This window comes from Bacillus thuringiensis (assembly GCF_001455345.1).
Taxonomy (GTDB): domain Bacteria; phylum Bacillota; class Bacilli; order Bacillales; family Bacillaceae_G; genus Bacillus_A; species Bacillus_A thuringiensis_N.
On sequence record NZ_CP013274.1, the window covers coordinates 1951308 to 1977380 of the forward strand.

Below are 26073 nucleotides of genomic sequence, written 5' to 3' on the forward strand. Positions count from 1 at the left end.
ATAGAATGCAAATAAAGGAGATTATTAATATGGGAGTGTACTGGGGGACCAAAAGACATTCTTGGCTTAGTTATGTCTCATTTTGGTTAAGTATTTCATTTTTTATCGTTTTTCTAATTGAAGTGTTTATATTAAAAACACTTTCGAATAGTTCGGTGCAAATTGTTAAATATTTTTATTTTATACTTGTACCAGTAAACATTTTACTTAGCTTAAAATTACTATTTAAGAAGAATGAAAAGAAAGCATTACCTATTTTTAGCTTTATTGTATCATTATTATTTACAATTTTAATAATAGTATTAGCATTAGCAGCTACTGGAAAATTCTTTTAAGGAGAGTGATATAAGTCACTCTTCTTTTTTGTTGTGAGCAAATAATGAATGGGTACAGGTTTAAAATATAAGGGGAGAAGTAATAAAGTAAGCCATATAATAATGAAGACTAAATAAAGTGTTTTATATAGGACTTATGAAGCAAATGAATACGGTAAGAACGGTGATATATGGTACAATACATATGGATAGTGATAGAGATAAAGGGTATATAAAATACTCATCGTTTTTTAGTAAGAGAGGGGTTATCTTATGCTATATGAGGATTTGATGACATTATTTCAAGCGGCTCCGAAAGAAGAAGGTAGAGGCGGCTGGAAATATATAATCCAGGAACGAAATGATAAATATGAAATTGTTGATGAAATGTTGAAAAATCAAATGAGTGTTGAATTGTATTTTAATGAATATGATGAGGTGAAAATCACTTTATATAAAGATGGAATGCCTATTTCGACGATGCAAAGAATTGCGATTTCAAAAGTTGAATTAGACGAAGAGGAAGAAGGGATTCAATTCGTTTTAGAACGTATGCCTAGTCGGATGATTCGGTTGCAATTAAAGCCGTATTTAGCAATCGAAATGGGACCGTACTGGGAAGTATGTGCTGATTGTGAATAAAATAAAAGAAGCATCCAATAACATGGATGCTTCTTTTATGTTTTTTGCAGTTGTTTAAAAGCAATAATCGGAAGTAAAATGATGCTTACCCACCCGATTATAGGATATAGAATGTGGAGTAATTCACTATAGCCAACGTAACTAAAGCAATAGCTTATTAGTAAAATGAAGAAAATAATATTGTTACTTTTCCAACCGGTGATGGATTGCATTTGTTTTGTCATGCCGAACACATTGCCTACTAAAGTTGTGAACACTTCACCGAAAATGATAAGAACAAAGAAAAAGTGAAAAGTTGCATTGAATTTTCTGATGACTTCAGCCATTGGGATATTATATTGATAAAATTGATCGACTGATAAGATTGCTAAATGGCTGCATAATAAAATTAAAGAAAGTCCTGCACCACCTAAAATACCACCCCATAAAATGGCCTTTCGATCTTTTACTTCACTGGCTAACGGGACGAGAACGCTTTGGGCGAGAGAAAGATTTAAGGCGACATATGTAATAGGACTAGTTATCCACTTCATATTCCAACTTTCTGCAGGAATAGTGTTACTAATAGGTGTTGTACCGTGAATAAAAGTTGTAATAGCAAGTCCGATAATAAAAATCATCATAATAGGTACGACAAGTGTATTTACTTCAAAAACACCTTGTAATCCGCGACTACTTATAATTAGACAGGCGATCACTGTAATGAAAATACCGAGTTGTCTTGGTAAATGAAGTTGCTCTTCAAATACTGCACCAGCTCCTGATAACATAACGCTCGTTACACCAAATAATACGAGTAATAATAGTGTATTTACAACGTTACCAAATACATCCCCAAATAAATATTTGTTAAATTCCTGCGCTGAAAATGCACCGATTTGTGATGAAAGTAACATCATCTTTGTGCCAAGCCAAATAAAAAAAAATCCACTTACACATATACCAATTGTTCCATAAAATCCGTTCACTGTAAAAAATTCAACAATTTCTCGTCCAGTAGCAAATCCAGCTCCAACGACTGTTCCAATATAAGTAGCAGCGACTTTCTTTGCTACTTGCCATTGTTGATTGTCCATGTAATCCCTCTTTCTACTACGATGAGCTTGATTTACTATTATGCATATGTACGAGCTGGTGTAATTAGACATGTGAAATAGTTGAAAAGTACATGGATTTAATGATATTAGGGAAATATTAAAGGTGTTAAAACTTTGTTACATATGAGCCAATCATTCGAAAAGGTAGGAAATGTATGGTAAAATGTAATTGGGTTATTAAAAGATAATCATTATAAAATGATAAGAGGAGTGGATTGTATGAGTACGAAAACAAATGTTGTTGAAGTATTAAACAAGCAGGTAGCAAACTGGAATGTGTTATATGTGAAATTACATAATTATCACTGGTATGTGACAGGACCACACTTCTTTACATTACATGAGAAATTTGAAGAGTTTTACAATGAAGCTGGAACGTATATTGATGAATTAGCAGAACGTATTTTAGCATTGGAAGGTAAACCGCTAGCGACAATGAAAGAATATCTTGCTACTTCCAGTGTCAGCGAAGGGACAAGCAAGGAATCTGCAGAGGAAATGGTGCAAACATTAGTGAATGATTACTCTGCACTTATTCAAGAATTAAAAGAAGGTATGGAAGTTGCTGGTGAAGCTGGAGATGAAACATCAGCTGATATGTTATTAGCAATTCATACAACATTAGAACAACATGTATGGATGCTAAGTGCGTTCTTAAAATAAATATAAGTATACAAAGAAAAAAGTCATTGAAAAATCTTTTCAATGACTTTTTTGTGATTTTTCAGTTTTCTTTTATGCTATAATATAGTAAAAAGGAGGCGATGCGATGTTTCGCTTTTTCAAAACTGGAAAAGAAGAGCGTGAAATTACGAAAGATGAATTAGAGCAAGCAATGGCTAAGTTTCTAGAAACGAATGCTAATATCGTTTATACAGTATTAGTAAATGATAATTATACAGTAAATTATGATTTGTTAAAGCCGTATTTACCTGCATTTCCAACAAATCTTTTTCTGATTACGAAGGAAACGCTTGAGGTATTTGAACATACAGAAGAAAACTTAAACCTAGTGAAAGAAATTGATATCGTACAAAAAGCAGTAGATCAATATGTAACAGAAAAAGAAATGTTTCCAATTGTTGAAGGTAGTGAAGATCGCCTTATATGCGGGGTGAAATTAGGGCCGTATTTAAATCGTATATTAAAAAGAAACTTATATATTTCAGAAAAGCATTATTTAGTTTCAAGTAAACCAGATAGAAAAAAACAAAAGAGTGGGTAGATGTATGGAAAACAACAATACATATATTGTTGTCTTTTTTTTTGTTTGATAATATATTGATTTTTCAGTTTATTAAACTTTATAATAAACTTATTGGACAAATAGGAGTAATGATTAAGTATCATTCCAAGAATAAAGTATTGTTAGCGTGGGTTATATACATTGATTACAGAATGGTATAAAGATTTGAGAAATAAATATTATAAAAGGTTACGGGGGAATTGAGTATGAAAAATAATATGACTTATATTCAATTATTAAATGAAACGTTACATTGTTATGCAAAGAAAGGAAGTTTGGAAGCGTACACTTATATAATGGAGCATGCTAAAGGTATAGTGGGGAATGAGGCGCAAATATATAATTTTAAATATGCATTAGCGAGTGCGGCAGGACTTGAAGAAGAAGCGTTGCATTTAATGAAGGAAGCTATTATAGAAAAGGGTTTTTGGTATGGAAATGAGTATTTAATTTCGGACGACGATTTAAAATCATTACATAAATTTGAAGACTTTCAGAAAATGGTTCAATTATGTAAAGAGAGAGAAGAGTTAGCAAAGAAAACAGAACGAGCAGACGTGAAATATATAGACGGCAAGAGAAAAGACAAACTATTTATTGCAATGCACGGTGATCAAGAAAATATAGGAATAGTAGAACCATATTGGAAATCTGTTTTGACACAAGATTATACGTTAGCTTTACCACAGTCTTCGCAAATTCAGTTTTCAGATGGGTTTGTTTGGGATGATATACATAGAGCAAAAGAAGAATTAAAAGAGCATTACGTTAAGTTTATAGAAAATCATACAGTAGAAAGAGTAATAATTGGTGGTTTTTCTGCTGGTGCAGGAGTAGCTTTGTATACGATTTTACACAAAGATATAGATGTAGATGGTTTTATTTTTATGGCACCGTGGCTTCCAGAGATTGAAGAATGGAATGAGTGGTTGGAAGTGCTACAAGATAAAAATATAAAGGGATATATAGTGTGCGGGGATCAAGATGAAGATTGTTTCGAATGTGCGCAACAATTTGTACAATTATTAAGAGATAAGAATATAGAACATAAGTATAAAGTTGTGCCTAATTTAAACCATGATTATCCTGAGAATTTTGATGAGTTATTAAAAGAGGCTATTGAATATATAGATGACAAAAGTAATAAGTAGTAAGAAAGGGAGATGCATCATAATTGATGTATCTCCCTTTTATTATTATAAATGAAAAGCATTTGCTAGTAAGCGATAAGAATTTAATTTATCTTCAAATCGATGAGTAATTGTGACAATCATAAATTCATCAGTATTGTACGCTTTACTTAAGTTTACGATTTTTTCTTTCACAGAAGATGGATCACCGACAATCATACGTTGACGATTTTCTTTTATACGGAATAAATCATAAGCGCTGTATGAATAATTTTGTGCAGTTTCGATAGAAGGAGTACCAGTTGTTCGCTTCCCTTGCTCTAGTAATAAGATTGATAAATCTAAACTAGAAGCAATTTTTTCCGCCTCTTCAGTTGTTTCCCCGCAAATAACAAAAATAGCGACGATTGATTTTGGTGTATCTCCTAGATAGGAAGGTTGGAATTGTTCTTGATAAGCCTCCATTACCTCGGGTCCACCGTATCCGTTGATGAACTGTGCGAATGCAAAAGAAGCACCTTGTTGTGCGGCAATCCTTGCACTCTCTCCACTAGAACCAAGCATCCACATTTCGGGAGATGTTGGAATCACAGGAGTAGCCTTTAAATTTGCATAATGATGGTTTTCTGGTACTTGATCATGTAAGTACATTGCAACATCTGCAATTTGTTCTGGATATTGATCAAGTGAGACCATTTTTCCTTCTTGAAGTGCGCGAGTCGCAATTGGCATACCGCCAGGTGCTCTACCAACACCGAGGTCGATACGGTTTGGGTAAAGCGCTTCTAAAACGCGGAAGTTCTCAGCGACTTTATATGGACTATAGTGCGGCAACATAACACCACCTGAACCAACTCTCATACGCTCCGTTTTTGCTGCAATGTGAGAAATAAGTATTTCAGGACTTGAACCAGCAAGGCTTACAGAATTGTGATGCTCGGATACCCAAAAGCGTGTATATCCGAGTTTTTCAACTTCTTGTGCAAGCGTAACTGTATGTGAAAAAGCTTGGGCTGCCGTACTACCATCTGAAATAGGGGATTGGTCTAATACACTTAATTTGATCATAGAATATACCTCTCAATCTTAATGTACATCCTATTATATATTTACTTACGAAAAATGCGTAATGAAATGCTCAAAATAAAAAGTGGATAAATTACATATCCACTTTTAACGTGAAAATCCTCGTTCATAATGATTCATTTCGACTACATTTAGAATATATTCGTAGTTATCAATCTCAAGTTTTAGTTGTTCACGTTCTTTTTTAGATAGATGCATATTACTAAGTTTGTTGCATAGCTGTTGTTTCTTTTCTTCTAAATACTTCTTTGTAGCGTGGTAGTCGTAAGTTTGTTTCATTTTCAACCACTCCTTCTTTGCTGTTGCTATATTATACGAGGCGTGAAGAGGTGTGAAAGCTAATTCTTATGTACTTTTAGTGAATATTCCTCTTTCCATGTTGTTATGTTTATGGGGATGTATGAATAAAATGCACTAAACCACTAATGCCCATTTTATGAAGTAAGGGGTGGAATTGTGCAGAAAGATATAATGTATAACATAGAGATGGATGAAACGTTAAGAGTTATAAATAATGGGTTAAAGAAGACGACTCGTCCGAAGCGAATTATAGTAGTAGGGGCCGGTATGGCTGGATTGGTTTCGGCATCTTTATTAAAAGCTGCCGGACATGAAGTGAAAATTTTTGAAGCAAACAACCGGGTAGGTGGGCGCATAGAGACGGTTAGAATGGAAGATACCGGATTATATTTGGATGTAGGGGCAATGAGAATTCCATATTCGCACATATTAACGATGGCGTATATAAGAAAATTTGGGCTGCAGGTAAGCTCTTTTATTAATAGGAATGAGACGGATATTATTTACGTAAATGGCCGGAAAACGACATTAAAACAATATGAAAAAGACCCAAGTATATTAAAGTATCCTGTGGAAATGAATGAAGTCGGGAAAACGTCTGAGGAGCTCTTATTGTTAGCGGTACAGCCAATTATAAATTTTATAAAAAAGAACCCAGAAAAAAATTGGGATGTTGTAGTAAAGGATTTTGGAAGATACTCTACAGGACAATTTTTAAAGTATCATCCTTATCAATATAATACGTACTTTTCGCCAGTAGCGATTGAAATGATTGGTGTTCTTTTAGACTTAGAAGGTTTTTTGGAAAGGTCGTTTGTTGAAACGTTGCGCTTTTTATATATTATGCAAGAGGAGAGTGGATTTTGTGAAATAGTAGGCGGGAATGATAGATTACCAAAGTCCTTTTTACCACAATTAGAAGAAAATATTATTTATAACCAAAAATTAATGAAACTGCATCAACACGATAATGGGGTGACGGCTTTCTATCGGAACGAAGAAACGTTTGAATATAGTAGCATAACTGGTGATTTGGTTATTGTTACGATTCCGTTTTCGGCAATGCGTTTTGTGGAAGTAGATCCATTTGATTCTATATCTCATGAAAAATGGAAAGCAATTCGTGAATTGCATTATATGCCTGCGACAAAAATAGGAATTCAATTTAAAAGTAGATTTTGGGAAGAACAAGGACAATTAGGTGGCAGAATTATAACGGATTTGCCAATTCGTTACGCCTATTATCCAAGCTATGGAATTGGAGAGAAGGGACCAGCTATGATGCTAGGAAGCTATACATGGTCATATGATGCGTTGTTATGGGATGGATTATCAAAGGGGGATCGTATTTATTACACATTACAAAACTTAGCAACGATATTAGGTGGTCAAGTATATGATGAATTCTTGTCTGGAATATCAAAAAGTTGGACATTGGATCCATATGCACTTGGAGGGTTTGCGCTATTTCAGGCAGGTCAAGAATCTGAGTTGCAACCAGTGATTGTCAAACCAGAGGGAAGAATATTCTTCGCTGGAGACCATACGACGTTATATCACGGTTGGATTCAAGGGGCAATTGAATCTGGGGTTCGTGTAGCGGTAGAGGTGAACGAGTAAAATGTGTAAAATTCAGAAATTTCTTTACTGTATAGTTTGAGATGGATATTATTATATATAAAAGAACTATAGGGAGTGTTTACAGTGAATCCATTATTATTCGATTTTCCTTCTGAATTTTATACTGAAAGGCTATGTATTCGAATGCCGAAACCGGGTGACGGTAAAGTTGTATACGATGCAATTCAAGCTTCTATGGAAGAATTAAAACCATGGATGGTTTTTGCTCAAAAGGAGCAAACAGAGGAAGAAGTAGAAGAAAGCATTAGAAAATCACATATCCAATTTTTGCAGCGTGAGGATTTAAGATTACTAGTTTTTTCGAAAGAAACAGGTGAATTTATTGCTTCTAGCGGATTACATCGTATTAATTGGGATATACCTCAATTTGAAATCGGGTATTGGATTGATTTAAGGTTTAGTGGAAAGGGCTATATGGTAGAGGCTGCGAAAGGTATAACGGATTACGCGTTTTCTGAACTGAAAGCAAACCGAGTAGAAATTCGTTGTGATTCTCTAAATAAGAAGAGTAGAGCCATACCAGAGAAATTAGGATTTAAGTTAGAAGGTATTTTAGAAAGTGCGAGTGTTGCGGTCGATGGAAATGGATTAAGGGATATGTGTGTATTTGCAATGACGAGAAATACATATGAAAAAGAAGAGCTGTAAGAAAACAGCTCTTCTTTTTTTATATTATGGCACAGGATGCCCGTTAGAGCTTTCGAAAATTGTAAACCATTGTTGACGATCTAAGTTAACTTTTGTAGCAAGAGCGGCTGTTTTTACACGATCTAATTTACCAGAGCCAACGATTGGCATCATATTAGCTGGATGAGCGAGTAACCATGCGTACATAACAGTATCGATGCTATTAACACCTAGCTCAGTAGCAACTTTTTGAACATTTTCACGTACACGTACAGCGCGTTCTGATTGACCAGTAAAAATTTCACCACCTGCAAGTGGTGACCAAATCATTGGGTTGATTCGTTTCTCCTGACATAAATCAATTGTCCCTTTTTCAAAATGCTCAAGCTGCAGTGCAGATACTTCAATTTGATTCGTAATAAGCGGGGAATCTAAGTACGAACTAAGCATATTAAATTGAGAAGGTAAAAAGTTAGATACACCGAAGTGACGAACTTTTCCTTCTTGCTTTAAGCGTGAGAATGCTTCCGCTACTTCATTTGGATCCATATAAGGATCAGGACGATGAATGAGCAGTACATCAATATAATCCGTATGTAAATTTTTAAGTGATGCTTCTGCACTTTGAATAATATGTTCTGCACTAGTGTTGTAGTGAGCAACATACCGCTCTGGAAATTTTGGTGATGGGGGAGCGATTCCACATTTTGTGATGATTTGCATGTTTTCACGTAAGGAAGGCTTTAGTTGTAATGCCTCTCCGAACAGCCCTTCACACGTATAACCGCCGTAAATATCAGCGTGATCGAAAGTAGTAATCTCCATATCCATGCATTCTTCAATAAAAGAAAGTAATTCTTGTTTCGTCATATTCCATTCTGCTAAGCGCCAAAAACCTTGAATAATGCGAGAAAATTCTAGCGTTTCGGCCATTTGAACTCGTTCCATTATAAGTACCCCCTTGATGAATGGTTATTTTTTTGAAAAGGCTTTCTTACTACATATTATTATATAGTTAGAGGGGCGTACAAACAATAAATATGTTTTGCTACAAAAACGATTTTCTCTATATGCTATAATGTAGAAACATATAGCTATAAGGAGATGTAGGAAATGATTCCAGTAACAATATTAACTGGTTTTCTTGGATCAGGGAAAACGACATTATTAAATCGTATTTTATCAGAGAATCACGGCCAAAAATTAGCAGTGATCGTAAATGAAATCGGGCAAATTGGTATTGATAATCAGTTGATTATGAATGTTGAAGAAGAAATTATGGAAATGACAAACGGTTGTTTATGCTGTACTGTACGTGAGGATTTACTCGTTGCTTTAAAACAATTACTGGACGTAAAAGCAGAAGGTAAAATGGATTTTGATGGATTAGTAATTGAAACGACTGGTCTTGCAAATCCGGGTCCGATTATTCAAACATTCTTTTTAGATCCAGTCATTCAATCTGCATACCAAATTAACGGTGTTGTAACAGTAGTAGATAGTTATCATATACATAAACATTTTGAAAAAGGGCTAGAAGCAAAGGAACAAATTGCATTTGCTGATGTCGTTTTAGTAAATAAATTAGATTTAGTGAATGAAAGTGAAAAGGAAAATCTATTGCAGGAACTGCAAGGTATTAACCCAACTGCAAAGTTAATCGAGGCCACTAACTGTGATGTAGATATTCCATCATTAATACAAATTCAAACGTTTAAAACGAAAGATACGTTACAAATTTATCCTCATACAGAACATAACCATCTAGAAGGGGTAAGATCGTTTGTATTACGTGAAGAGCGCCCGTTAGATTTACAAAAACTAAATGAGTGGATGTCAGCTGTCGTTCAAGAGCTAGGGGAGTATTTGTATCGTTATAAAGGGATTTTGTCTATCGATGGAGTAGATAAACGTATCGTTTTCCAAGGTGTACATACATTGTTTGCTGCATCATACGATAGAGTGTGGCAAGAGGGTGAAGAACGAGTAAGTGAAGTCGTATTTATCGGAAAAGATATTAATAAAGAATGGTTCCAAGAACATTTCGAGGAGTGTGTGAAATAAGTCTGCGTATATTGCAGGCTTATTTTTGGGACTTAACTAAGTGCTTTGAGAAAAATGCTAGATTGTAAAAAACGAAGGATTAAAAAAGCCTGTTTTCACAGGCTTGTATGTTCATCTAAAAGTAACTCCATTACAACACCTACAACTGGGCCTTCATCATCAATATCCCCGTTTAAACGGAAACCAAAGGATTCGTATAGTCCCATTGCGAGTTTGTTGTCTGGATGTAAACTTAAATAAATTATTTTACATTCAAATTTATCTTGTAAGAATTGAAGGAGTATGCGAAGGAAACGTTTTGCGTATCCTTTTCCTTGATATTGTTGGTCAATCATAAAGCGGTCTAACCACACACTTTTACGCTTTTCCCAATACCATCCGTACATTGCATATCCTACAAGTGTTTCTCCATCATATAAACCTATTGACGTTCCGTTTCCTTCATATAATGATTCTGCTAAAGAAAACGCATTACTTTCAATAAATTGCTGCTGGTCTTTTGCGACGTTTAAAGCAGCTACTGAACGCCAATTTTTTGCTGTTACTTCACAAATGTGAAGAGTCATAATTCCAACTCACCTTCTAAATTAATATAGCTCAAAAGCTAATATGGATAATTTTACTTGTTATTTTGGTCAAGTCAAGCAGAAGCACATAAAAAAAGAAGCTGAATGTCATATTCAGCCTCTTATCAAAAGTTGATTAGTTAGTAGCTTCTTTCAATGTATTCACGTTTTCTTCCATTAAAGTGAAGTAATCTTTATTATTTTTCGCATCGTCTTCAGAAATAGTAGCTAAGTGATTTAAACGTAAAATCTTTGTACCTGTTTCTTTTTGAATAACGGATGCTACTTTTGGAGTAGAGAATGTTTCAAATAAAATATATTTTAAGTTATGCTCTTTTGCTGTTTTTGTAATATCAGCAAGTTGCTTTTGAGATGGTTCATCAGAAGCTGAGATTCCAGCGATAGGAATTTGCTTCAGGCCATAACGTTGTTCCCAGTACCCGTATGCAGCATGAGAAACTAAAATTTCTTTCGTTTTTGCATTTGCTACAGCAGCTTTAAATTGATCATCTAAATCAGTAAATTTTGTTTGAAGTGCTGCAAAGTTTTTTTCAAACTCTTGTTTATGGTCAGGTTGTAATTCTACAAGTGCATTTTTAATTTTTTCTGCCTGTTTCATTGCTAGAGTAGGGTCTAACCAAATGTGTGGGTCTTTATCGTGATGATGTTCATCCTCTTTGTGGCCGTCTCCATGATCATGATGCTCTTCTTCAGTAGAAGTACGCAGTTCAATACCTTTTGATGCATTTACAATTTTAACATTTTCTTTTTGTAATGCTTTTTCCATTTTTTCAGCAAATGGCTCTAATTCAGCGCCGTTATAAACGAATAAATCGGCTTTTGCAACTTGTACTGTTTGTTTTTGACTTGGCTCAAATGTATGAGAATCTGCACCAGGTGGATAAATCGCTTCAACAGTTACATAGTCGCCACCAATTTTTTTTGCGAAATCAGCAAGAGGGAAGATGGTTGTATAAACAGTTAGCTTTCCATCTTTCTTGGCAGTACTTTCTTTTTTATTTGAGCAGCCAGTAAAAATTAAAGTGAAAATAAGTAAGAATGAAAATATAGTCAATCTTTTAGGCATGAAGTTCTCCTCTTTTCTTTTTTACGGATATATTTTCCCCAATTATAGAAGAAAAATATCATTTTAATACAAAACGGAATAATTACGTTTTAGTTTGCGAACTTAGTATAATACATCTTTTATAAAGTTGCAATAAATAATAATCATTCCGATTTGATTTTGTTATAAAGTTGTCAAATATAGATGTGTTATTTTTGCGAACACATGCATATGTGACAACGCTGTGTTCATATATATGAAAGGAGGATGTAGAGGGGGATGAGTGTTTGGGCTACTTAATGGAAGCTATTTTATTGATATTAGCGGTAGTATTACCATTAGCCTTAGTCTTAATTTTTTTAAGAAGATTAATAAGTAATTTAGGGGATGCATCAACAGTAACAAAATTACGAGAGAAAGATGAGAAAAAAGAGTGAGTAAAGCACTATGCGTACGCATAGTGCTTTACTTGTGGTAAAATGAGAGAAGGAAACTCCTAAAAGTTGTATTTTACTGAAGGAGAGAAAAGTAAAATAAGAGGTATATGCATATATGAATAAGCGAACAGCGTTAGTACTTGGTGCAAGTGGTTTAGTTGGACAAGAGATAACGCGTCTATTACTTGAATCAGATTACTACGATTCGGTTACTATTTTTGTAAGAGAACCAATGGAATGGAAACATGAGAAGTTACAGCAAAAGCAAGTAGATTATTCGGTATTAGAGGAATATAAAGAATTTTTTGCAGTAGATGATGTATTTAGTTGTCTAGGAACAACAATCAAAAAAGCAAAAACAAAGGCAAATTTCAAAAAGGTAGATTATGAATATACGTTACGAGCTGCTTGTTTAGCTGAGAAACAAGGGGTGCAAAATTTCCTTGTTGTGTCCTCAATGGGAGCAAATCCAAAATCGTTTTTCTTTTATTCACAAGTGAAAGGGAAAATGGAAGAGGAATTACAAAAGCTAGTGATTGGTGGTATTCACATTTTTAGACCATCTTTATTAGTAGGAAATCGACAAGAATTCCGTTTCGGTGAACGAATAGCTGAAAAGTTATCTCGTATGATTCCTTTTATATTTAAAGGGGCTTTCAAAAAGTATAAACCAATTTCTGCTAAAGATGTGGCAAAAGGGATGTATATAACTGCATTGCGAGAAGAATCAGGTATCCACATTTATAATTCGAATGAAATTACAACGATAGAATAAATAAAACCGAGAAGAATAGCTTCTCGGTTTTATTTATTTGTACTGATTTTCCCCGGTGCTCGCTTGTATTGATACGGCTCTTGTAACTCGAAGCCAAGTTCATTGGCAGCTATTCTTGGGAAGTACGGATTGCGGAGTAACTCTCGTCCGATAAAAATTAAATCTGCTTCATTATTATTTAAAATTTGTTCCGCTTGAGACCCAGTCGTAATCAATCCAACTGCACCAGTTGCAATGTTAGCATGCTCTTTAACATGTTTAGCGTATTGTACTTGATACCCGGGATATACATTGATGTGTGCCGGTACAACAGCTCCAGAACTACAATCGATTAAATCTACCCCTTGTTCTTTCATCCATTTTGTATACTGAACGTAATCTTGAACCGTTAACCCATCAGGATGATAATCATTTGCTGAAATCCGAACAAATAACGGTCCGTTCCAAACTGTATTTATCGAGTCAATGATTTCACGTAAGAAACGATAGCGATTTTCAGATGAGCCCCCATATTCATCCGTTCGTTTATTAGAAAGTGGAGAAAGAAATTCATTTATAAGATAACCGTGGGCACCATGTATTTCAATAACGTCAAATCCAGCTTGTTTAGATCGTATAGCAGCCTTCTGAAAAGCTAATATGGTATTTTTTATTTGCTGTATACTCATTTCTACTGGTATTTTCATACTTTCATTAAACGGAATTGCTGATGGAGCAAAAGCATCCGTTTCTAATTCAGCTTTTCTTCCGGCGTGAGCAAGTTGAATAGCTGCTTTTGCACCGTTATCATGTATAAAAGTAGTCGTTTTATGTAAGCCTTCAATTAAACTGTCATTCCAAATGCCTAAGTCTTTATTAGAAATTCGACCTTCAGGTAACACGGCTGTTGCTTCAATCATTACTAAACCAACTTGACCGGCAGCTCTTGTTCCATAATGAACGAGATGGAAATTCGTTACTTGGCCATCCTCGTTTTCTGATGAATACATGCACATAGGTGACATGACAATCCGGTTTTTTAGTGTAACGTCCTTAATTGTATAAGGTGAAAAAAGTTTGGAATTCATCCAATAGCCTCCTAGATTGAATTTTCTTACATTGTATCATTCTCTTTTTTGTTTCTCTATTAAAACGCTTATACGAAAAATTTTGTCTATTCGTGTTACAATAATTAATATGAATTGAATTGGAGGATGACTTATGTACCAGGCTTATTATGAAAGTGAATTAGGCTTGCTAGAAATTACAGCGAACGATAAAGGAATTACGTCTGTTATATTTGTTGATGAGAGACAAGAAGAACATACAAATGAAATGATAGACCAATGTATAAATGAGCTCAATGAATATTTTAAGGGGAATAGAAAAGAGTTCACAGTCCCGCTGTCTGCCGAGGGAACAGCATTTCAAAAAAATGTATGGGATGCGCTCTATACTATTCCTTATGGCGTAAGTGCTTCATATTTAGATATTGCAGAGAAAGTCGGAAATACGAAAGCTGTACGAGCAATAGGAGGAGCAAATAGTCGTAATCCGATTTCAATAATCGTTCCGTGTCATCGTGTAATAGGGAAGAGCGGGAAACTTGTTGGGTATGCGGGCGGTTTATGGAGGAAAGAGTGGTTATTAAAACACGAAGGTATTTTGAAATGACGTATGGATGGGAAGAGGGATTGTTTTGAAATGTATAAATTGTGGGCAACTTTGCGAGGGAAATCAGTTAAATTGTGAAAGTTGCCAGCGGAATTTGCATATTGAACAGAGTGAAGGAAGCTCGCTAATAGACAAGGAATTAGAAGTATATGTAGGGAGACAATATCCGTATTACAAAAGGAGATGGGAGCTTGAGGAAAAGCGGATTGCTAAGTGGAGCTGGAATGGTTGGGCAGCTATTTTCAATGTAGGTTGGCTCGGATATCGTAAGTATTATTTACCTGCAGCTTTATTTGTATTGTTATTAGTAGCGTGTGATGCTTTTTCTTACTATATGGGCTTCAACGTAGCATTGCCAATCATTAATATGGTGCCTCTTACGTTTCTATTACTCGTTTTTATTTTATTTGGAATGGCGATTTTTGCGAATGGATTATATTATCAATTTGCAGAAAGGCGTATATATCGAATAAAAGCACGAGAAATTCAAGATGAATCGGTTGAAAAGTATCTCATTCGTGATAGTGGTGGAACGAGTAAAATGGGAGCAACAATCGTTACGATTTTAGCAGTTGCTAGCATATTTTTTAGTCATTTCTTTTTTCCGACTGATCGAGACGTTATTCAAAAGGTTCGTACAAGCTCGCTTTATGAATATCCTTTCTTTTCAATAGGTGAATCTTTCGAAAATTATTTTCAAAATTCAGGTTGGATATATTATCGTGGAACGGAAGGATTAGAATTAGTAGAATTCCAAGGATATAACACCGGAACGCCAAGACAAAAGGTGAAGATTCAATTTGTTGTCGATTATAAATTAGGTGAAGTGGAACCATACTCATTTATGGTTAATGATGAATCTAAAACTGAAGAAGAGTTTTTGAAGCTGATGGAAGAAATATTTAAAGTTCAAAATCCATTTGATATAGAGGATGGATTACAAGTAAATGCTATTCAAGAAAGCGGCTGGAAAGAAATTTCCGGTCGCTTTTTTCTATGTTTGTTAAAATAAATATTTAAAATAATCAGAATCTTTTGTATAATGAAATATATTATATAGGATTTAACTTATACATATAGATTGGGGGAAGGAAGAATGAAGAGAAAGACAACAACAATTGCTGCACTTGCGTTAACGACGAGTGTATTGGTTGCAGGATGTGGGAATGGTGAGAAGGCTTCGACAACGAAGAAAGAATCGAATAAGGGAATGGCCGATAAACAAGTTTTAAATTTACTAGAAACAGCTGAAATTCCTTCAATGGATACATCTAAATCAACAGATTCTGTATCTTTCCGTGTATTTGTAAATGCAATGGAAGGTTTATATCGTCTAGATAAAGATAATAAACCAACACCAGGTATGGCAAAAGATGTGAAGATTAGTGAAGATAAAAAGACATATACATTTGAATTACGTGATGCGAAATGGTCAAATGGTGATCCAGTTCGAGCACAAGATTTTGTATATGCATGGCAACGTACATTAGATAAAGCAATAGCGGCAGAATATGCATTCATTTTATTTGATGTGAAAAATGCACAGAAAGTAAATAAAGGTGAATTACCAGCAGATCAATTGGGTGTTAAAGCGAAGGATGATAAAACGTTGGTAGTAGAATTAGAGCAACCAGCACCTTATTTTCTTGAGCTTACGTCGTTCCCTACATTTTTCCCATTAAATGAAAAATATGTGAAAGAGCAAGGAGATAAATACGGATTAGAAGCAGATAAATTAGTATATAATGGACCATTTACAATGAGTCAATGGAAACATGAACAAAATTATCAGTTGAAGAAAAATCCTAATTATTGGGATAAAGATACTGTAAAGTTAGACGAAATTAATGTGAATATTGTGAAGGAAACAAGCACGGGAGTAAATTTATATGATAGTGATCAAGCAGATCGAGTTATTTTAACTTCTGAATTTGTTGATAAATATAAAAAGAATAAGCCAGATGAATTTAAAACGAAGTTAGATCCACGTATGTATTTCTTGCGTTTTAACCAAAAAAATGCAACGTTTAAAAATCAAAAAGTACGTGAAGCGATTGATTTAGCATACGATAAAAAAGGAATTGCTGATGTTATTTTAAATGACGGTTCATTGCCAGCATATTTCTTAGTACCTGAAAAATTCACGACAGGTCCAGATGGAAAAGACTTCCGCTCTGTAAATAAAAACTTCCGTGATAGTAAAGATAATGCAGAGAAAGCAAAAAAATTATGGGAAGAAGCAAAGAAAGAGCTTGGTCAAGATACAATTACGGTTGAATTACTAAACGATGATAACGGTAGCCGTAAAAAAGTAGGCGACTTTATTAAAGAAGAACTAGAGAAAAACTTGCCTGGTATTAAAGTGAATTTGAAACAGCAACCATACAAGCAGAAGCTAGATTTAGAAAAGAAATTCCAATATGAATTCTCATTATCTGCATGGAGCCCTGATTATCCGGATCCAATGACTTATATTGATATGTTTGTTACTGGAAGCTCATTTAATGAAATGGATTATTCTAATCCGAAGTATGATGATTTAGTAGCGAAATCAAAAGGAGAGCTATTAAAAGATGATAAAGCACGCTGGAATGCACTTGCGGAAGCTGAAAAAATCTTAATTGGTCAAGATGCAGCAATTTCTCCTACGTACCAACAAAGTACAGCTTATTTAGAGAAGCCATTTGTAAAAGGTATTGCTAATCATACGTTTGGTGGGGACTTCAGTTATAAATGGGCATATATTACAAAAAAATAGTACAATAAAAGATGGGTGAATATTCGCTCATCTTTTATTGTATAAGGAGGAATTTTAGTTGTTAAAGGGAATCAATCATCTATGTTTTTCAGTATCTAATCTAGAAGATTCTATTACATTTTACGAAAGAGTATTGGAAGGAGAGTTGTTAGTTAGAGGAAGAAAACTTGCATATTTTAATATATGTGGGGTATGGATAGCACTTAATGAAGAAATACATATCTCAAGAAATGAGATTCATCAATCATATACGCATATTGCGTTTTCTGTTGAACAGAAAGATTTTGAATGTCTACTGCAGCGGTTAGAAGAAAACGATGTTCATATTTTACAAGGAAGAGAACGGGATGTAAGGGATTGTGAATCTATATATTTTGTTGATCCAGACGGGCATAAGTTTGAATTTCATTCAGGGACATTGCAAGACCGACTTACTTATTATAAGGAAGATAAACCACATATGACGTTTTACTAAGGGGGCAAAGAAAGTTGCATGCGCTAGTAATTGGTGGAACAGGAATGCTAAAGAAAGTTTCTACTTGGCTTTGTGAGCAAAGGTTTCATGTTTCGATTATTGGAAGAGATGAAGAGAAATTAGAAAATGTCAAGCGAATGAGTTCTGCACCAGAAAATATTACATGCCTTGCGTTAGATTATCATAATGATGAAGATGTAAAGCTAGCAATTAAAAGCACAATTGAGAAAAATGGCCCAATCACATTAGTTGTTGCATGGGTACACACAAGTGCAAAGCATGCACTATCAAATATTTGTAAAGAGCTAGATTTGTCGTCTGAAACATATAGTTTATTTCATATTTTAGGTAGTAAAGCATCACGTATGACTGCACAAAAAATAGGGAGTACGCGATGTAGTTATCGTAGAATTATTTTAGGTTTTATTTTAGAAGATACATATGGAAGATGGCTTACTCATGAAGAGATAGCTGATGGAGTTATAAAAGGGATTGAAAGTAAACGAGCGGAGTGGATTGTAGGGAGAGTCGAACCGTGGGAGTTACGACCAAAATGGTGAGGGGGAGTAAGAAATGAAAACAACTATATATGTAACAAGGCATGGTGAAACAGAGTGGAATGTAGCGAAGCGAATGCAAGGACGGAAAAATTCTGCTTTAACTGAAAATGGTATAGTTCAGGCGAAACAGTTAGGGAATCGAATGAAAGATTTACCAATCCATGCGATCTATAGTAGTCCGAGCGAAAGAACACTTCATACGGCAGAGTTAATAAAGGGGGAACGTGATATACCCATTATAGCAGATGAGCATTTCTATGAAATCAACATGGGTATATGGGAAGGGCAAACAATCGCGGATATAGAAAAGCAATTTCCAGAAGAAGTACATCTATTTTGGAATGAGCCACACCTTTTTCAGTCAACATCAGGAGAAAATTTTGAGGCCGTTTATGAAAGAGTAATTGAAGGGGTGCAGCTTCTTTTAGAGAAGCATAAAGGACAAAACATATTGATTGTTTCTCATGCGGCAGCAGCAAAATTACTTGTAGGGCATTTTGCGGGAATTGAAATAGAAAATGTGTGGGATGATCCATTTATGCATAGTGCCAGTTTGAGCATAATAGAATTTGAAGAGGGTAATGGTAAAGTGAAACAATTTGCAGACATAAGTCACTTTCAATGAATGTAAAAAAGGCCGCAAAACGGCCTTTTTTTGTAGGCATAAAAACTAGCAATTACGTTTTTTATACCAGAAGTGATCGAATTTCTTGTTTTTGCAAGATGGGAATTTATGTCCGCCTTTGCAATCATTCCACTTATGCCCGTCATCGTGACAGTCTCTACCATGATCACATGAATCATCGCAAGAGTGACCGTGTCTGTTAGGGAAGAATTCGCATTTTTTACAGAAACTTCGTTTTGTCCAGAAAAATTTCTTTTCAAAGCGTATGCATTTTGTAACAAATGTACAATGTTTTCTGCGAGTACGTTTTGTAACTAAAACGCATTCTTTTCTACGCGTCACTTTCGTAACGAACGTCCATTTTTGAACGCGTACACGAGTACATTTTGTAACAAATGTCCATTTTTTTACATGCGTACATTTTGTAACGAACGTACAATGTTTCACGCGAGTACATCTTGTTCTTGGACATTTACCCCCAGTTGTACATTTACATCCAGTTGTACAATTATGATGAGTGAATTTATCATCATCGCATTCAAAAGTACTTGGATCTTGGTGTAAGAAATCCTCCATCCCAGCACTTTTGATTTCCTCGACAGCTTTTCTAATATCACGTTTCATAGAAATCCTCCTTATCGTGTATTAAGTTGAAAAGGTATTCTTTTTCCTTAACAGGATATGTATGTAGGTATCTTTCTGAACAGGACAAGAGTGTAATTTTATATAAATAGATGATAGCGGATGTATGGACAAGGCGAGTTGCATACATTGAATGAAGAGAACTGAGAAGGGATGAGAAAACATGCTACCTTCATATGATTTTTTTATTCATCCAATGTACTTAGTGGAATTGAAGAAAGATATTTGGTCAGACAGTCCAGTACCAGCAAAATTAACTTATGGAAAAAAGAAGTATGATATTGATATCGTATACCGTGGTGCTCATATTCGTGAATTTGAGAAAAAGTCTTATCATGTTATGTTTTATAAGCCTAAAAAATTTCAAGGTGCGAAAGAGATTCATTTAAATTCTGAGTTTATGGATCCGTCTCTCATACGAAATAAATTATCTTTAGACTTTTTTCATGATATTGGTGTACTTTCACCGAAATCACAACATGTGTTTATAAAAATTAATGGTCAAATTCAAGGTGTATATTTACAGTTAGAATCAGTTGACGAAAACTTTTTGAAAAATAGAGGATTACCGAGTGGTTCTATTTATTATGCGATAGATGATGATGCGAATTTTTCTTTAATGAGTGAGAGAGATAAAGATGTTAAGACGGAGCTCTTTGCGGGTTATGAATTTAAGTATTCGAATGCAAATAGTGAAGAACAGCTGAGTGAATTTGTATTTCAAGCGAACGCTTTGTCGAGGGAATCTTATGAAAAAGAAATTGGGAAGTTTTTGCATGTTGATAAATATTTACGATGGTTAGCTGGCGTTATTTTTACACAAAACTTTGATGGTTTTGTTCATAACTATGCATTATATCATAACGATGAAACAAATTTATTTGAAGTGATACCGTGGGATTATGATGCGACTTGGGGACGCGATGTACAAGGAAGACCACTTAATCATGAATATATTCGTATTCAAGGTTATAACACGTTAAGTGCAAGATTGTTAGATATACCTGTATTTAGAAAGCAATACCGAGGTATTTTGGAAGAAATATTAGAAGAACAATTTACCGTTTCATTTATGATGCCGAAAGTAGAAAGTTTGTGTGAGTCGATTCGTCCTTATTTACTACAAGATCCATATATGAAAGAAAAATTAGAAATATTTGATCAAGAAGCTGATATGATTGAGGAATATATAAATAAAAGAAGAAAGTATATACAAGATCATTTACATGAATTGGATTAATTTTGAAAGAGATTGGAACATTATCAATCTCTTTTTTTGTATAATAAAGATGTATTGGTAGAATTGGCGTAATATATACTTAATAAAGGATGGAGATGTGGAAACATGACGGTAAAATGGATTGATTGGGTAAAACAAATACAATCTATAGCTCAAGCGGGTTTAACGTATTCTAAGGATGTGTATGATATAGAACGTTTCCAACAATTACGGGATATTTCCATTTCGATGATGTCACATTATACAAAGACAGATTGGGAAGTTGTAGAGAAGTTATTTGCAAGTGAGACAGGCTATCAAACACCTAAAGTCGATATAAGATCAGTCGTTTTTCAAAATGAAAAGTTATTATTTGTGAAAGAAAAAAGTGATGGGAAATGGGCATTGCCAGGTGGTTGGGCTGATATCGGTTATACGCCGACAGAAGTAGCAGCAAAAGAGGTTTTCGAAGAGACAGGTTATGAGGTAGATCATTTTAAATTACTAGCTATATTTGATAAAGAAAAACATCAACCATCGCCTTCAGCAACGCATGTATATAAAATTTTTATTGCCTGTAAGATTATTGGTGGTGAAAAGAAAACTAGTATTGAAACAGAAGATGTGGAGTTTTTTGGTGAGAATGAATTACCTAATTTATCGATTGCTAGAAATACAGAAGAGCAAATTAAAGAAATGTTTGCCTATATGAAAGAACCACAGAAAGAAACATTAATAGATTAATAATGCTTATGTCGATGATATTGTTGAAATGAAGATATTGGCAGAATGCAACCTTTATGTAATAATGGGATGGTATGTGAAGAAAAAAGGAGATAGAAAATAAAATGTTAGCAAGCATAATAGATCAGTTATTGCAATTTTTTGCAAGCTTAGGTTACTTTGGAGTAGCACTAGCTTTAATGATTGAAATTATCCCGAGTGAAATTGTACTTTCATATGCTGGTTTTTTAGTCGCAGATGGTAAAATTAGTTTTGTCGGTGCAGTTATTGCTGGAACAATCGGTGGTACTTTAGCTCAAATATTTTTATATTGGCTTGGGTACTATGGAGGACGTCCAGTTGTAGAGAAGTATGGAAAATATCTACTTATTAATAAACACCATTTAGACATAGCAGAAAATTGGTTTAAGCGTTATGGGGCAGGAGTAATCTTTTCTGCGCGCTTTATCCCAGTCGTACGTCATGCTATCTCTATTCCAGCAGGATTAGCTAAAATGCCGTTAAAACTATTCACACTGTATACAGTAGTTGCGATTATTCCATGGTCAATACTATTTATATATTTAGGTGAAAAGCTTGGTGGAAATTGGCGACATATTAAAGAGTATGCATCTGATTACACACATTACATAATTATAGGGGCTGTTCTCTTTGTTGCCCTATACTTCGGTTTAAAGTATTTCAAAAAGAAAAAAGCAGCGCGTTAAAGTCAATGATTTTTCATTGGCTTTTTTTATTTGTTTCGGTTCTAAAGAAAAGGAGTTGTCCATAATGTGTAATAATAAAGCGTAGCGGAGGAATGTGATGAAAGGGTCACCGTTTATACGTGGAACGATATTTTTAACAATGGCAACTATGATATCAAAAATGTTAGGGTTTATATATGTTATACCATTTACAGCAATGGTCGGTACGAGTGGGTACGTTTTATACACGTATGCATATCGTCCATATACGATTATGCTCAGCATTGCGACGATGGGACTACCACTTGCAGTTTCAAAAATGGTATCAAAATATGATCAACTGAATGATTATCATACGGTTAAGAGAGTGTTGAAAAGTGGAATCGTGTTTATGTTTATAATGGGAGTTATTTCGTGTTTTGCGTTATATTTGCTAGCTCCACATTTGGCTAAACTTGTAATCGATGGAAATGATCAAACGGGGAATAGTGTAGGGGCGGTCACTACTAATATTCGAATTGTAAGTTTTGCGTTAATACTTGTGCCAGTAATGAGTTTATTAAGGGGCTTCTTTCAAGGATTCCAATCGATGGGGCCTTCTGCTCTAAGTGTAGTTGTAGAGCAATTTTTTCGGGTTCTAACCATTTTGATAGGAAGTTTTGTCGTTTTATATATTTTAAAAGCTTCTGTCTCTCTAGCTGTTGGTATTTCAACGTTCGGTGCCTTTATGGGAGCGATAGGTGGATTAACTGTTTTAAGTGCGTATTATATGAGAAGGAGAAGGCACTTAAAGAAAAAAGAAATGGCAAGTATACCGCAAACAACGAAATCTTTTTTCTCGCTGTATAAGGAGCTCTTTACATATTCGATACCGTTTGTTGTCGTTGGTTTAGCAATTCCGTTGTATCAGACGATTGATACATTTACAATTAATAAACTACTTATACAAATAGGATATATGCAAGGAGAAGCAGAGAAGATTAATGCAATAATCGGTCTTGTTCAGATGGTTGTACTTATCCCAGTTTCCGTTGCGACTGCTTTTAGTATGTCTCTCGTACCTGAGATGACAAAAGCCTATACAGCAGGAAATGTGAAGTTACTGTACAAACATTTTACGAGGACGAATGTATTAGTAGTAGGTATTACGGTACCAGCAGCAATTGGAATGATGTTGCTAGCAAAACCAGTATATACGCTTTTATTTGGTGCCGGCAATGATCCGGAGATGGGGAGAGTGATTTTACAGTATTATGCTCCTGCCTGTATACTATTTTCGCTATTTACAGTAACAGCTGCGATGTTACAAGGAATTAATCAACAACAGAAAACAGTGCTAGGATTAGTGATTGGCATTATTGTGAAGATAGTTTTAAATATTGTGTTGCTCCCGTATTTCGATTATGTAAGCTTTATCATTTCAACATACGCTGGTTATACGATTTCGGTTGGCTTTAACTTGTGGATGCTTTCTAAATATGTTATAAAGGCAACATAAGCTTTTTAAGGCAGAGAGCACTCTGTCTTTTTCTTTGTTTATAATATTTTTATTATAAAAACGTTTTCAAAATAATTTTTCTATTGAAATTTAAACGTATGTTTCATATGCTGAGAATGGCGGTTCAAAAACTGTTGTGTAAGAGAGGTAGATTCCTACATGTAAATAGAATCGGGGTGATAGTATGTTAAATATTTATTTAACAGACCGAAACGGAAAACTACAAGAGGTTGAGGAAATGCAAAAGGGTTGCTGGATTAATGTACTTCATCCAACGGAAGAAGAAATTCAATATCTAGTACAAACTTTAAATGTAGACTTAGATTTCATTAAAGACCCTTTAGATGATGAAGAACGCTCTCGTATTGAGAAAGAAGACAATAATACTTTAATAATCGTGGATATTCCAACAGTTAGACACGATGAAGAAGGAAATTCGATTTATGACACGATTCCAATAGGTATGATTGTCATGCCAGATTGTTTTGTGACAATTTGTTTAGAAGAAAACCCAATTTTTGAACGTTTTATTAATCAACGTATTAAAGAATTTTATACGTTTAAAAAGACACGCTTTGCACTGCAGCTCTTATATACGATTTCTACTTATTATTTAAGATACTTAAAGCAAATTAACAGAAAAACAATCGATTTAGAGCATCAATTAAATAAGTCGATGAAAAATAAAGAGATTTTCACATTGTTAGGCCTTGAAAAAAGTTTAGTTTACTTTACAACGTCATTAAAGGCGAATAAAATTGTAATTCAAAAATTAATGCGTAACAGTACATTTTTAAAAATGTATGAAGACGATCAAGATTTATTAGAAGATGTATTAATTGAAAATAAACAGGCTATTGAAATGGCGGAAATATATAGTCATATTTTAAGTGGAATGATGAATACTTTTAGCTCTGTTATATCGAATAATTTAAACAGTGTTATGAAACTGTTAACGTCTATTACCATCATATTATCGTTACCAACAATGGTCTCTAGTTTCTTTGGAATGAACGTAAAGGTTCCGTTTGAGGGTGAGGCTCAAGGTTTTGTAATTGTGCTTATAATATGTTTAACATTATCTTGCGCTTTAGCATTTGTATTTTGGAAGAAACGTTACTTTTAACGATAAGAAAGCTGCTCTAGCATAGTTGTATAACTGCGCTAGAGCAGCTTTTTTGCTATGGAATCCAAAGTTTTGAATAGAATATAACTTATAAAATGTAATGTATATGAAGGGAGTGAATTCTGTATAAGTCTTGTCCAATTAATAAAATGGGGTTAAAATTACATATTGTTAATGAAAAGTTGGAGGAAATACATCATGGAAATGTTTCAATTACCGAAAGCATTCCTGCAAATGAATACAATCTTTATCTCTATTTTGATCGAAGCACTTCCTTTTGTGCTCATTGGTGTATTTATTTCAGGATTCATTCAAATGTTTGTGACAGAGGATATGGTAGCAAAATGGATGCCGAAAAACCGTTTTCTGTCTGTTTTAATGGCTACTTTTTTAGGTATGATGTTTCCGGGTTGTGAATGTGGAATCGTTCCGATTGTAAGACGGTTAATTGGAAAAGGGGTTCCGCCATATGCCGGGATTGCATTTATGTTAACTGGTCCAATTATTAATCCGGTTGTATTATTTGCAACTTATGTTGCCTTTGGAAGTAGTATGCACATGGTATGGTATCGTTCTATTGTAGCGATTATCGTAGCAATTATCGTTGGAATTATATTATCATTTATGTTTAAAGAACATCAATTAAGAGATGATCACTTCCCAGAAGTGAATCATAAGCGTCCATTACGTAAAAAAATGTGGGATGTATGTACGCATGCTGTTGAGGAATTTTTCTCGATGGGAAAATATTTAGTATTAGGTGCGTTAATTGCAGCTGCAGTTCAAACGTTCGTACAAACTTCAACACTGCTTGCTATAGGACAAGGGCCGTTTTCTTCACCTGCTGTTATGATGGGACTTGCTTACATTTTATCACTTTGTTCAGAAGCGGATGCATTTATTGCTTCGTCATTCCAAAGTACGTTTTCAACAGCATCACTTGTCGCGTTCCTCGTGTATGGACCGATGGTGGATATTAAAAATATGTTTATGATGCTTGCAACATTTAAAACGAGATTTGTAATTGTCGTTACAGTTACAGTTACACTTGTTGTTTATGCAAGCTCACTACTCATTTATGCGATGGGGTGGTAGG

The 26073-nt window shown here is 34.5% G+C and carries 30 protein-coding genes; 22 read left to right on the plus strand and 8 right to left on the minus strand.

Going from position 1 to position 26073, the window contains the following annotated elements; genetic code table 11:
- The first annotated feature begins 29 nt into the window (after positions 1 to 29).
- Both ATN06_RS10200 and ATN06_RS10205 read left to right on the plus strand, forming a co-directional pair.
- The gene (locus tag ATN06_RS10200; protein WP_060630531.1) at positions 30 to 335 is read left to right on the plus strand and encodes a hypothetical protein; all 306 of its coding nucleotides are present in this window, start codon (positions 30 to 32) and stop codon (positions 333 to 335) included.
- A gap of 252 nt (positions 336 to 587) precedes the next feature.
- Positions 588 to 956 carry a DUF3979 family protein gene (locus ATN06_RS10205; RefSeq protein WP_060630532.1) on the plus strand — a complete coding sequence of 123 codons (369 nt, stop codon included), beginning with the start codon at positions 588 to 590 and terminating at the stop codon, positions 954 to 956.
- A 35-nt stretch (positions 957 to 991) separates the two neighbouring features.
- Here ATN06_RS10205 and ATN06_RS10210 read toward each other — a convergent pair whose 3' ends face one another.
- Entirely contained in the window at positions 992 to 2032 is a 1041-nt protein-coding gene (locus ATN06_RS10210) for a YkvI family membrane protein (RefSeq protein ID WP_000370192.1), read from the minus strand.
- 240 nt (positions 2033 to 2272) lie between these two features.
- On the opposite strand from ATN06_RS10210, the gene ATN06_RS10215 reads away from it, so the two are divergent.
- The 3 genes from ATN06_RS10215 to ATN06_RS10225 all read left to right on the plus strand — a co-directional run bounded on the left by ATN06_RS10215 (position 2273) and on the right by ATN06_RS10225 (position 4450).
- On the plus strand, positions 2273 to 2716 hold the full coding sequence (locus ATN06_RS10215) for a Dps family protein (RefSeq protein WP_000105199.1): 444 nt from the start codon (positions 2273 to 2275) through the stop codon (positions 2714 to 2716).
- Positions 2717 to 2822: 106 nt separating this feature from the next.
- The gene (locus ATN06_RS10220) at positions 2823 to 3278 is read left to right on the plus strand and encodes a DUF3939 domain-containing protein (protein WP_060630533.1); all 456 of its coding nucleotides are present in this window, start codon (positions 2823 to 2825) and stop codon (positions 3276 to 3278) included.
- Between the two features lie 227 nt (positions 3279 to 3505).
- A complete protein-coding gene (locus ATN06_RS10225) occupies positions 3506 to 4450 on the plus strand; it encodes an alpha/beta hydrolase (RefSeq protein WP_060630534.1) in 945 nt (314 codons plus the stop codon).
- 45 nt (positions 4451 to 4495) lie between these two features.
- On the opposite strand, the gene ATN06_RS10230 is transcribed toward ATN06_RS10225, so the two are convergent.
- Positions 4496 to 5497 (minus strand): LLM class flavin-dependent oxidoreductase, encoded by a 1002-nt coding sequence (locus ATN06_RS10230; protein ID WP_060630535.1) that lies wholly within the window; start codon positions 5495 to 5497, stop codon positions 4496 to 4498.
- A gap of 105 nt (positions 5498 to 5602) precedes the next feature.
- Positions 5603 to 5794: a DUF3896 family protein gene (locus ATN06_RS10235; RefSeq protein ID WP_060630536.1), complete on the minus strand. Its 192-nt coding sequence runs from the start codon at positions 5792 to 5794 to the stop codon at positions 5603 to 5605.
- Positions 5795 to 5971: 177 nt separating this feature from the next.
- On the opposite strand from ATN06_RS10235, the gene ATN06_RS10240 reads away from it, so the two are divergent.
- Together ATN06_RS10240 and ATN06_RS10245 are read left to right on the plus strand one after the other, a co-directional pair.
- Positions 5972 to 7435: a flavin monoamine oxidase family protein gene (locus tag ATN06_RS10240; protein ID WP_060630537.1), complete on the plus strand. Its 1464-nt coding sequence runs from the start codon at positions 5972 to 5974 to the stop codon at positions 7433 to 7435.
- An 84-nt stretch (positions 7436 to 7519) separates the two neighbouring features.
- Positions 7520 to 8104, plus strand: a complete 585-nt coding sequence (locus ATN06_RS10245; protein ID WP_060630538.1) for a GNAT family N-acetyltransferase — start codon at positions 7520 to 7522, stop codon at positions 8102 to 8104.
- A 24-nt stretch (positions 8105 to 8128) separates the two neighbouring features.
- Here the strand turns inward: ATN06_RS10245 and ATN06_RS10250 are convergent, their stop codons facing one another.
- Positions 8129 to 9031 carry an aldo/keto reductase gene (locus ATN06_RS10250; RefSeq protein WP_060630539.1) on the minus strand — a complete coding sequence of 301 codons (903 nt, stop codon included), beginning with the start codon at positions 9029 to 9031 and terminating at the stop codon, positions 8129 to 8131.
- Between the two features lie 165 nt (positions 9032 to 9196).
- On the opposite strand from ATN06_RS10250, the gene ATN06_RS10255 reads away from it, so the two are divergent.
- Positions 9197 to 10147, plus strand: coding sequence for a CobW family GTP-binding protein (locus tag ATN06_RS10255; RefSeq protein WP_060630540.1), 951 nt, complete (start codon positions 9197 to 9199; stop codon positions 10145 to 10147).
- Between the two features lie 95 nt (positions 10148 to 10242).
- On the opposite strand, the gene ATN06_RS10260 is transcribed toward ATN06_RS10255, so the two are convergent.
- Together ATN06_RS10260 and ATN06_RS10265 are read right to left on the minus strand one after the other, a co-directional pair.
- A complete protein-coding gene (locus ATN06_RS10260) occupies positions 10243 to 10713 on the minus strand; it encodes a GNAT family N-acetyltransferase (protein ID WP_000172416.1) in 471 nt (156 codons plus the stop codon).
- A gap of 136 nt (positions 10714 to 10849) precedes the next feature.
- A complete protein-coding gene (locus ATN06_RS10265) occupies positions 10850 to 11800 on the minus strand; it encodes a metal ABC transporter substrate-binding protein (protein WP_060630541.1) in 951 nt (316 codons plus the stop codon).
- Between the two features lie 266 nt (positions 11801 to 12066).
- Here ATN06_RS10265 and ATN06_RS10270 point away from each other — a divergent pair, with 266 nt between their 5' ends.
- A complete protein-coding gene (locus ATN06_RS10270; protein ID WP_000540925.1) occupies positions 12067 to 12216 on the plus strand; it encodes a hypothetical protein in 150 nt (49 codons plus the stop codon).
- Positions 12217 to 12331: 115 nt separating this feature from the next.
- A complete protein-coding gene (locus tag ATN06_RS10275) occupies positions 12332 to 12991 on the plus strand; it encodes an oxidoreductase (protein ID WP_060630542.1) in 660 nt (219 codons plus the stop codon).
- A 29-nt stretch (positions 12992 to 13020) separates the two neighbouring features.
- Here ATN06_RS10275 and namA read toward each other — a convergent pair whose 3' ends face one another.
- The gene (gene namA / locus ATN06_RS10280; RefSeq protein ID WP_060630543.1) at positions 13021 to 14058 is read right to left on the minus strand and encodes an NADPH dehydrogenase NamA; all 1038 of its coding nucleotides are present in this window, start codon (positions 14056 to 14058) and stop codon (positions 13021 to 13023) included.
- Positions 14059 to 14191: 133 nt separating this feature from the next.
- Between namA and ATN06_RS10285 the strand changes: the two genes are divergently transcribed.
- The 6 genes from ATN06_RS10285 (at position 14192) to ATN06_RS10310 (ending at position 19062) form a co-directional block, all read left to right on the plus strand.
- Positions 14192 to 14644: a methylated-DNA--[protein]-cysteine S-methyltransferase gene (locus ATN06_RS10285; protein WP_060630544.1), complete on the plus strand. Its 453-nt coding sequence runs from the start codon at positions 14192 to 14194 to the stop codon at positions 14642 to 14644.
- A 7-nt stretch (positions 14645 to 14651) separates the two neighbouring features.
- The gene (locus ATN06_RS10290; protein WP_060630545.1) at positions 14652 to 15656 is read left to right on the plus strand and encodes a DUF2628 domain-containing protein; all 1005 of its coding nucleotides are present in this window, start codon (positions 14652 to 14654) and stop codon (positions 15654 to 15656) included.
- A gap of 84 nt (positions 15657 to 15740) precedes the next feature.
- Positions 15741 to 17402: a peptide ABC transporter substrate-binding protein gene (locus tag ATN06_RS10295; RefSeq protein ID WP_060630546.1), complete on the plus strand. Its 1662-nt coding sequence runs from the start codon at positions 15741 to 15743 to the stop codon at positions 17400 to 17402.
- 58 nt (positions 17403 to 17460) lie between these two features.
- Positions 17461 to 17877: a FosBx1 family fosfomycin resistance bacillithiol transferase gene (fosB, locus tag ATN06_RS10300; RefSeq protein WP_060630547.1), complete on the plus strand. Its 417-nt coding sequence runs from the start codon at positions 17461 to 17463 to the stop codon at positions 17875 to 17877.
- Positions 17878 to 17891: 14 nt separating this feature from the next.
- Complete coding sequence (locus ATN06_RS10305) at positions 17892 to 18437, plus strand: short-chain dehydrogenase (RefSeq protein WP_060630548.1); 546 nt, start codon at positions 17892 to 17894, stop codon at positions 18435 to 18437.
- Positions 18438 to 18450: 13 nt separating this feature from the next.
- Positions 18451 to 19062 (plus strand): phosphoserine phosphatase 1, encoded by a 612-nt coding sequence (locus ATN06_RS10310; protein ID WP_060630549.1) that lies wholly within the window; start codon positions 18451 to 18453, stop codon positions 19060 to 19062.
- A 45-nt stretch (positions 19063 to 19107) separates the two neighbouring features.
- Here ATN06_RS10310 and exsB read toward each other — a convergent pair whose 3' ends face one another.
- Positions 19108 to 19686 carry an exosporium protein ExsB gene (gene exsB / locus ATN06_RS10315; protein ID WP_060630550.1) on the minus strand — a complete coding sequence of 193 codons (579 nt, stop codon included), beginning with the start codon at positions 19684 to 19686 and terminating at the stop codon, positions 19108 to 19110.
- Between the two features lie 181 nt (positions 19687 to 19867).
- On the opposite strand from exsB, the gene cotH reads away from it, so the two are divergent.
- The 6 genes from cotH to ATN06_RS10345 all read left to right on the plus strand — a co-directional run bounded on the left by cotH (position 19868) and on the right by ATN06_RS10345 (position 26072).
- The gene (gene cotH, locus ATN06_RS10320) at positions 19868 to 20944 is read left to right on the plus strand and encodes a spore coat protein CotH (protein ID WP_060630551.1); all 1077 of its coding nucleotides are present in this window, start codon (positions 19868 to 19870) and stop codon (positions 20942 to 20944) included.
- Positions 20945 to 21049: 105 nt separating this feature from the next.
- Positions 21050 to 21667 (plus strand): NUDIX hydrolase N-terminal domain-containing protein, encoded by a 618-nt coding sequence (locus ATN06_RS10325; protein ID WP_060630552.1) that lies wholly within the window; start codon positions 21050 to 21052, stop codon positions 21665 to 21667.
- 104 nt (positions 21668 to 21771) lie between these two features.
- Complete coding sequence (locus ATN06_RS10330) at positions 21772 to 22374, plus strand: undecaprenyl phosphate transporter UptA (RefSeq protein ID WP_000881208.1); 603 nt, start codon at positions 21772 to 21774, stop codon at positions 22372 to 22374.
- 97 nt (positions 22375 to 22471) lie between these two features.
- On the plus strand, positions 22472 to 23851 hold the full coding sequence (locus tag ATN06_RS10335) for a putative polysaccharide biosynthesis protein (protein WP_060630553.1): 1380 nt from the start codon (positions 22472 to 22474) through the stop codon (positions 23849 to 23851).
- A 184-nt stretch (positions 23852 to 24035) separates the two neighbouring features.
- The gene (locus tag ATN06_RS10340) at positions 24036 to 24977 is read left to right on the plus strand and encodes a magnesium transporter CorA family protein (RefSeq protein ID WP_060630554.1); all 942 of its coding nucleotides are present in this window, start codon (positions 24036 to 24038) and stop codon (positions 24975 to 24977) included.
- Between the two features lie 198 nt (positions 24978 to 25175).
- Positions 25176 to 26072: a permease gene (locus ATN06_RS10345; protein WP_060630555.1), complete on the plus strand. Its 897-nt coding sequence runs from the start codon at positions 25176 to 25178 to the stop codon at positions 26070 to 26072.
- Position 26073: the final 1 nt, after the last annotated feature.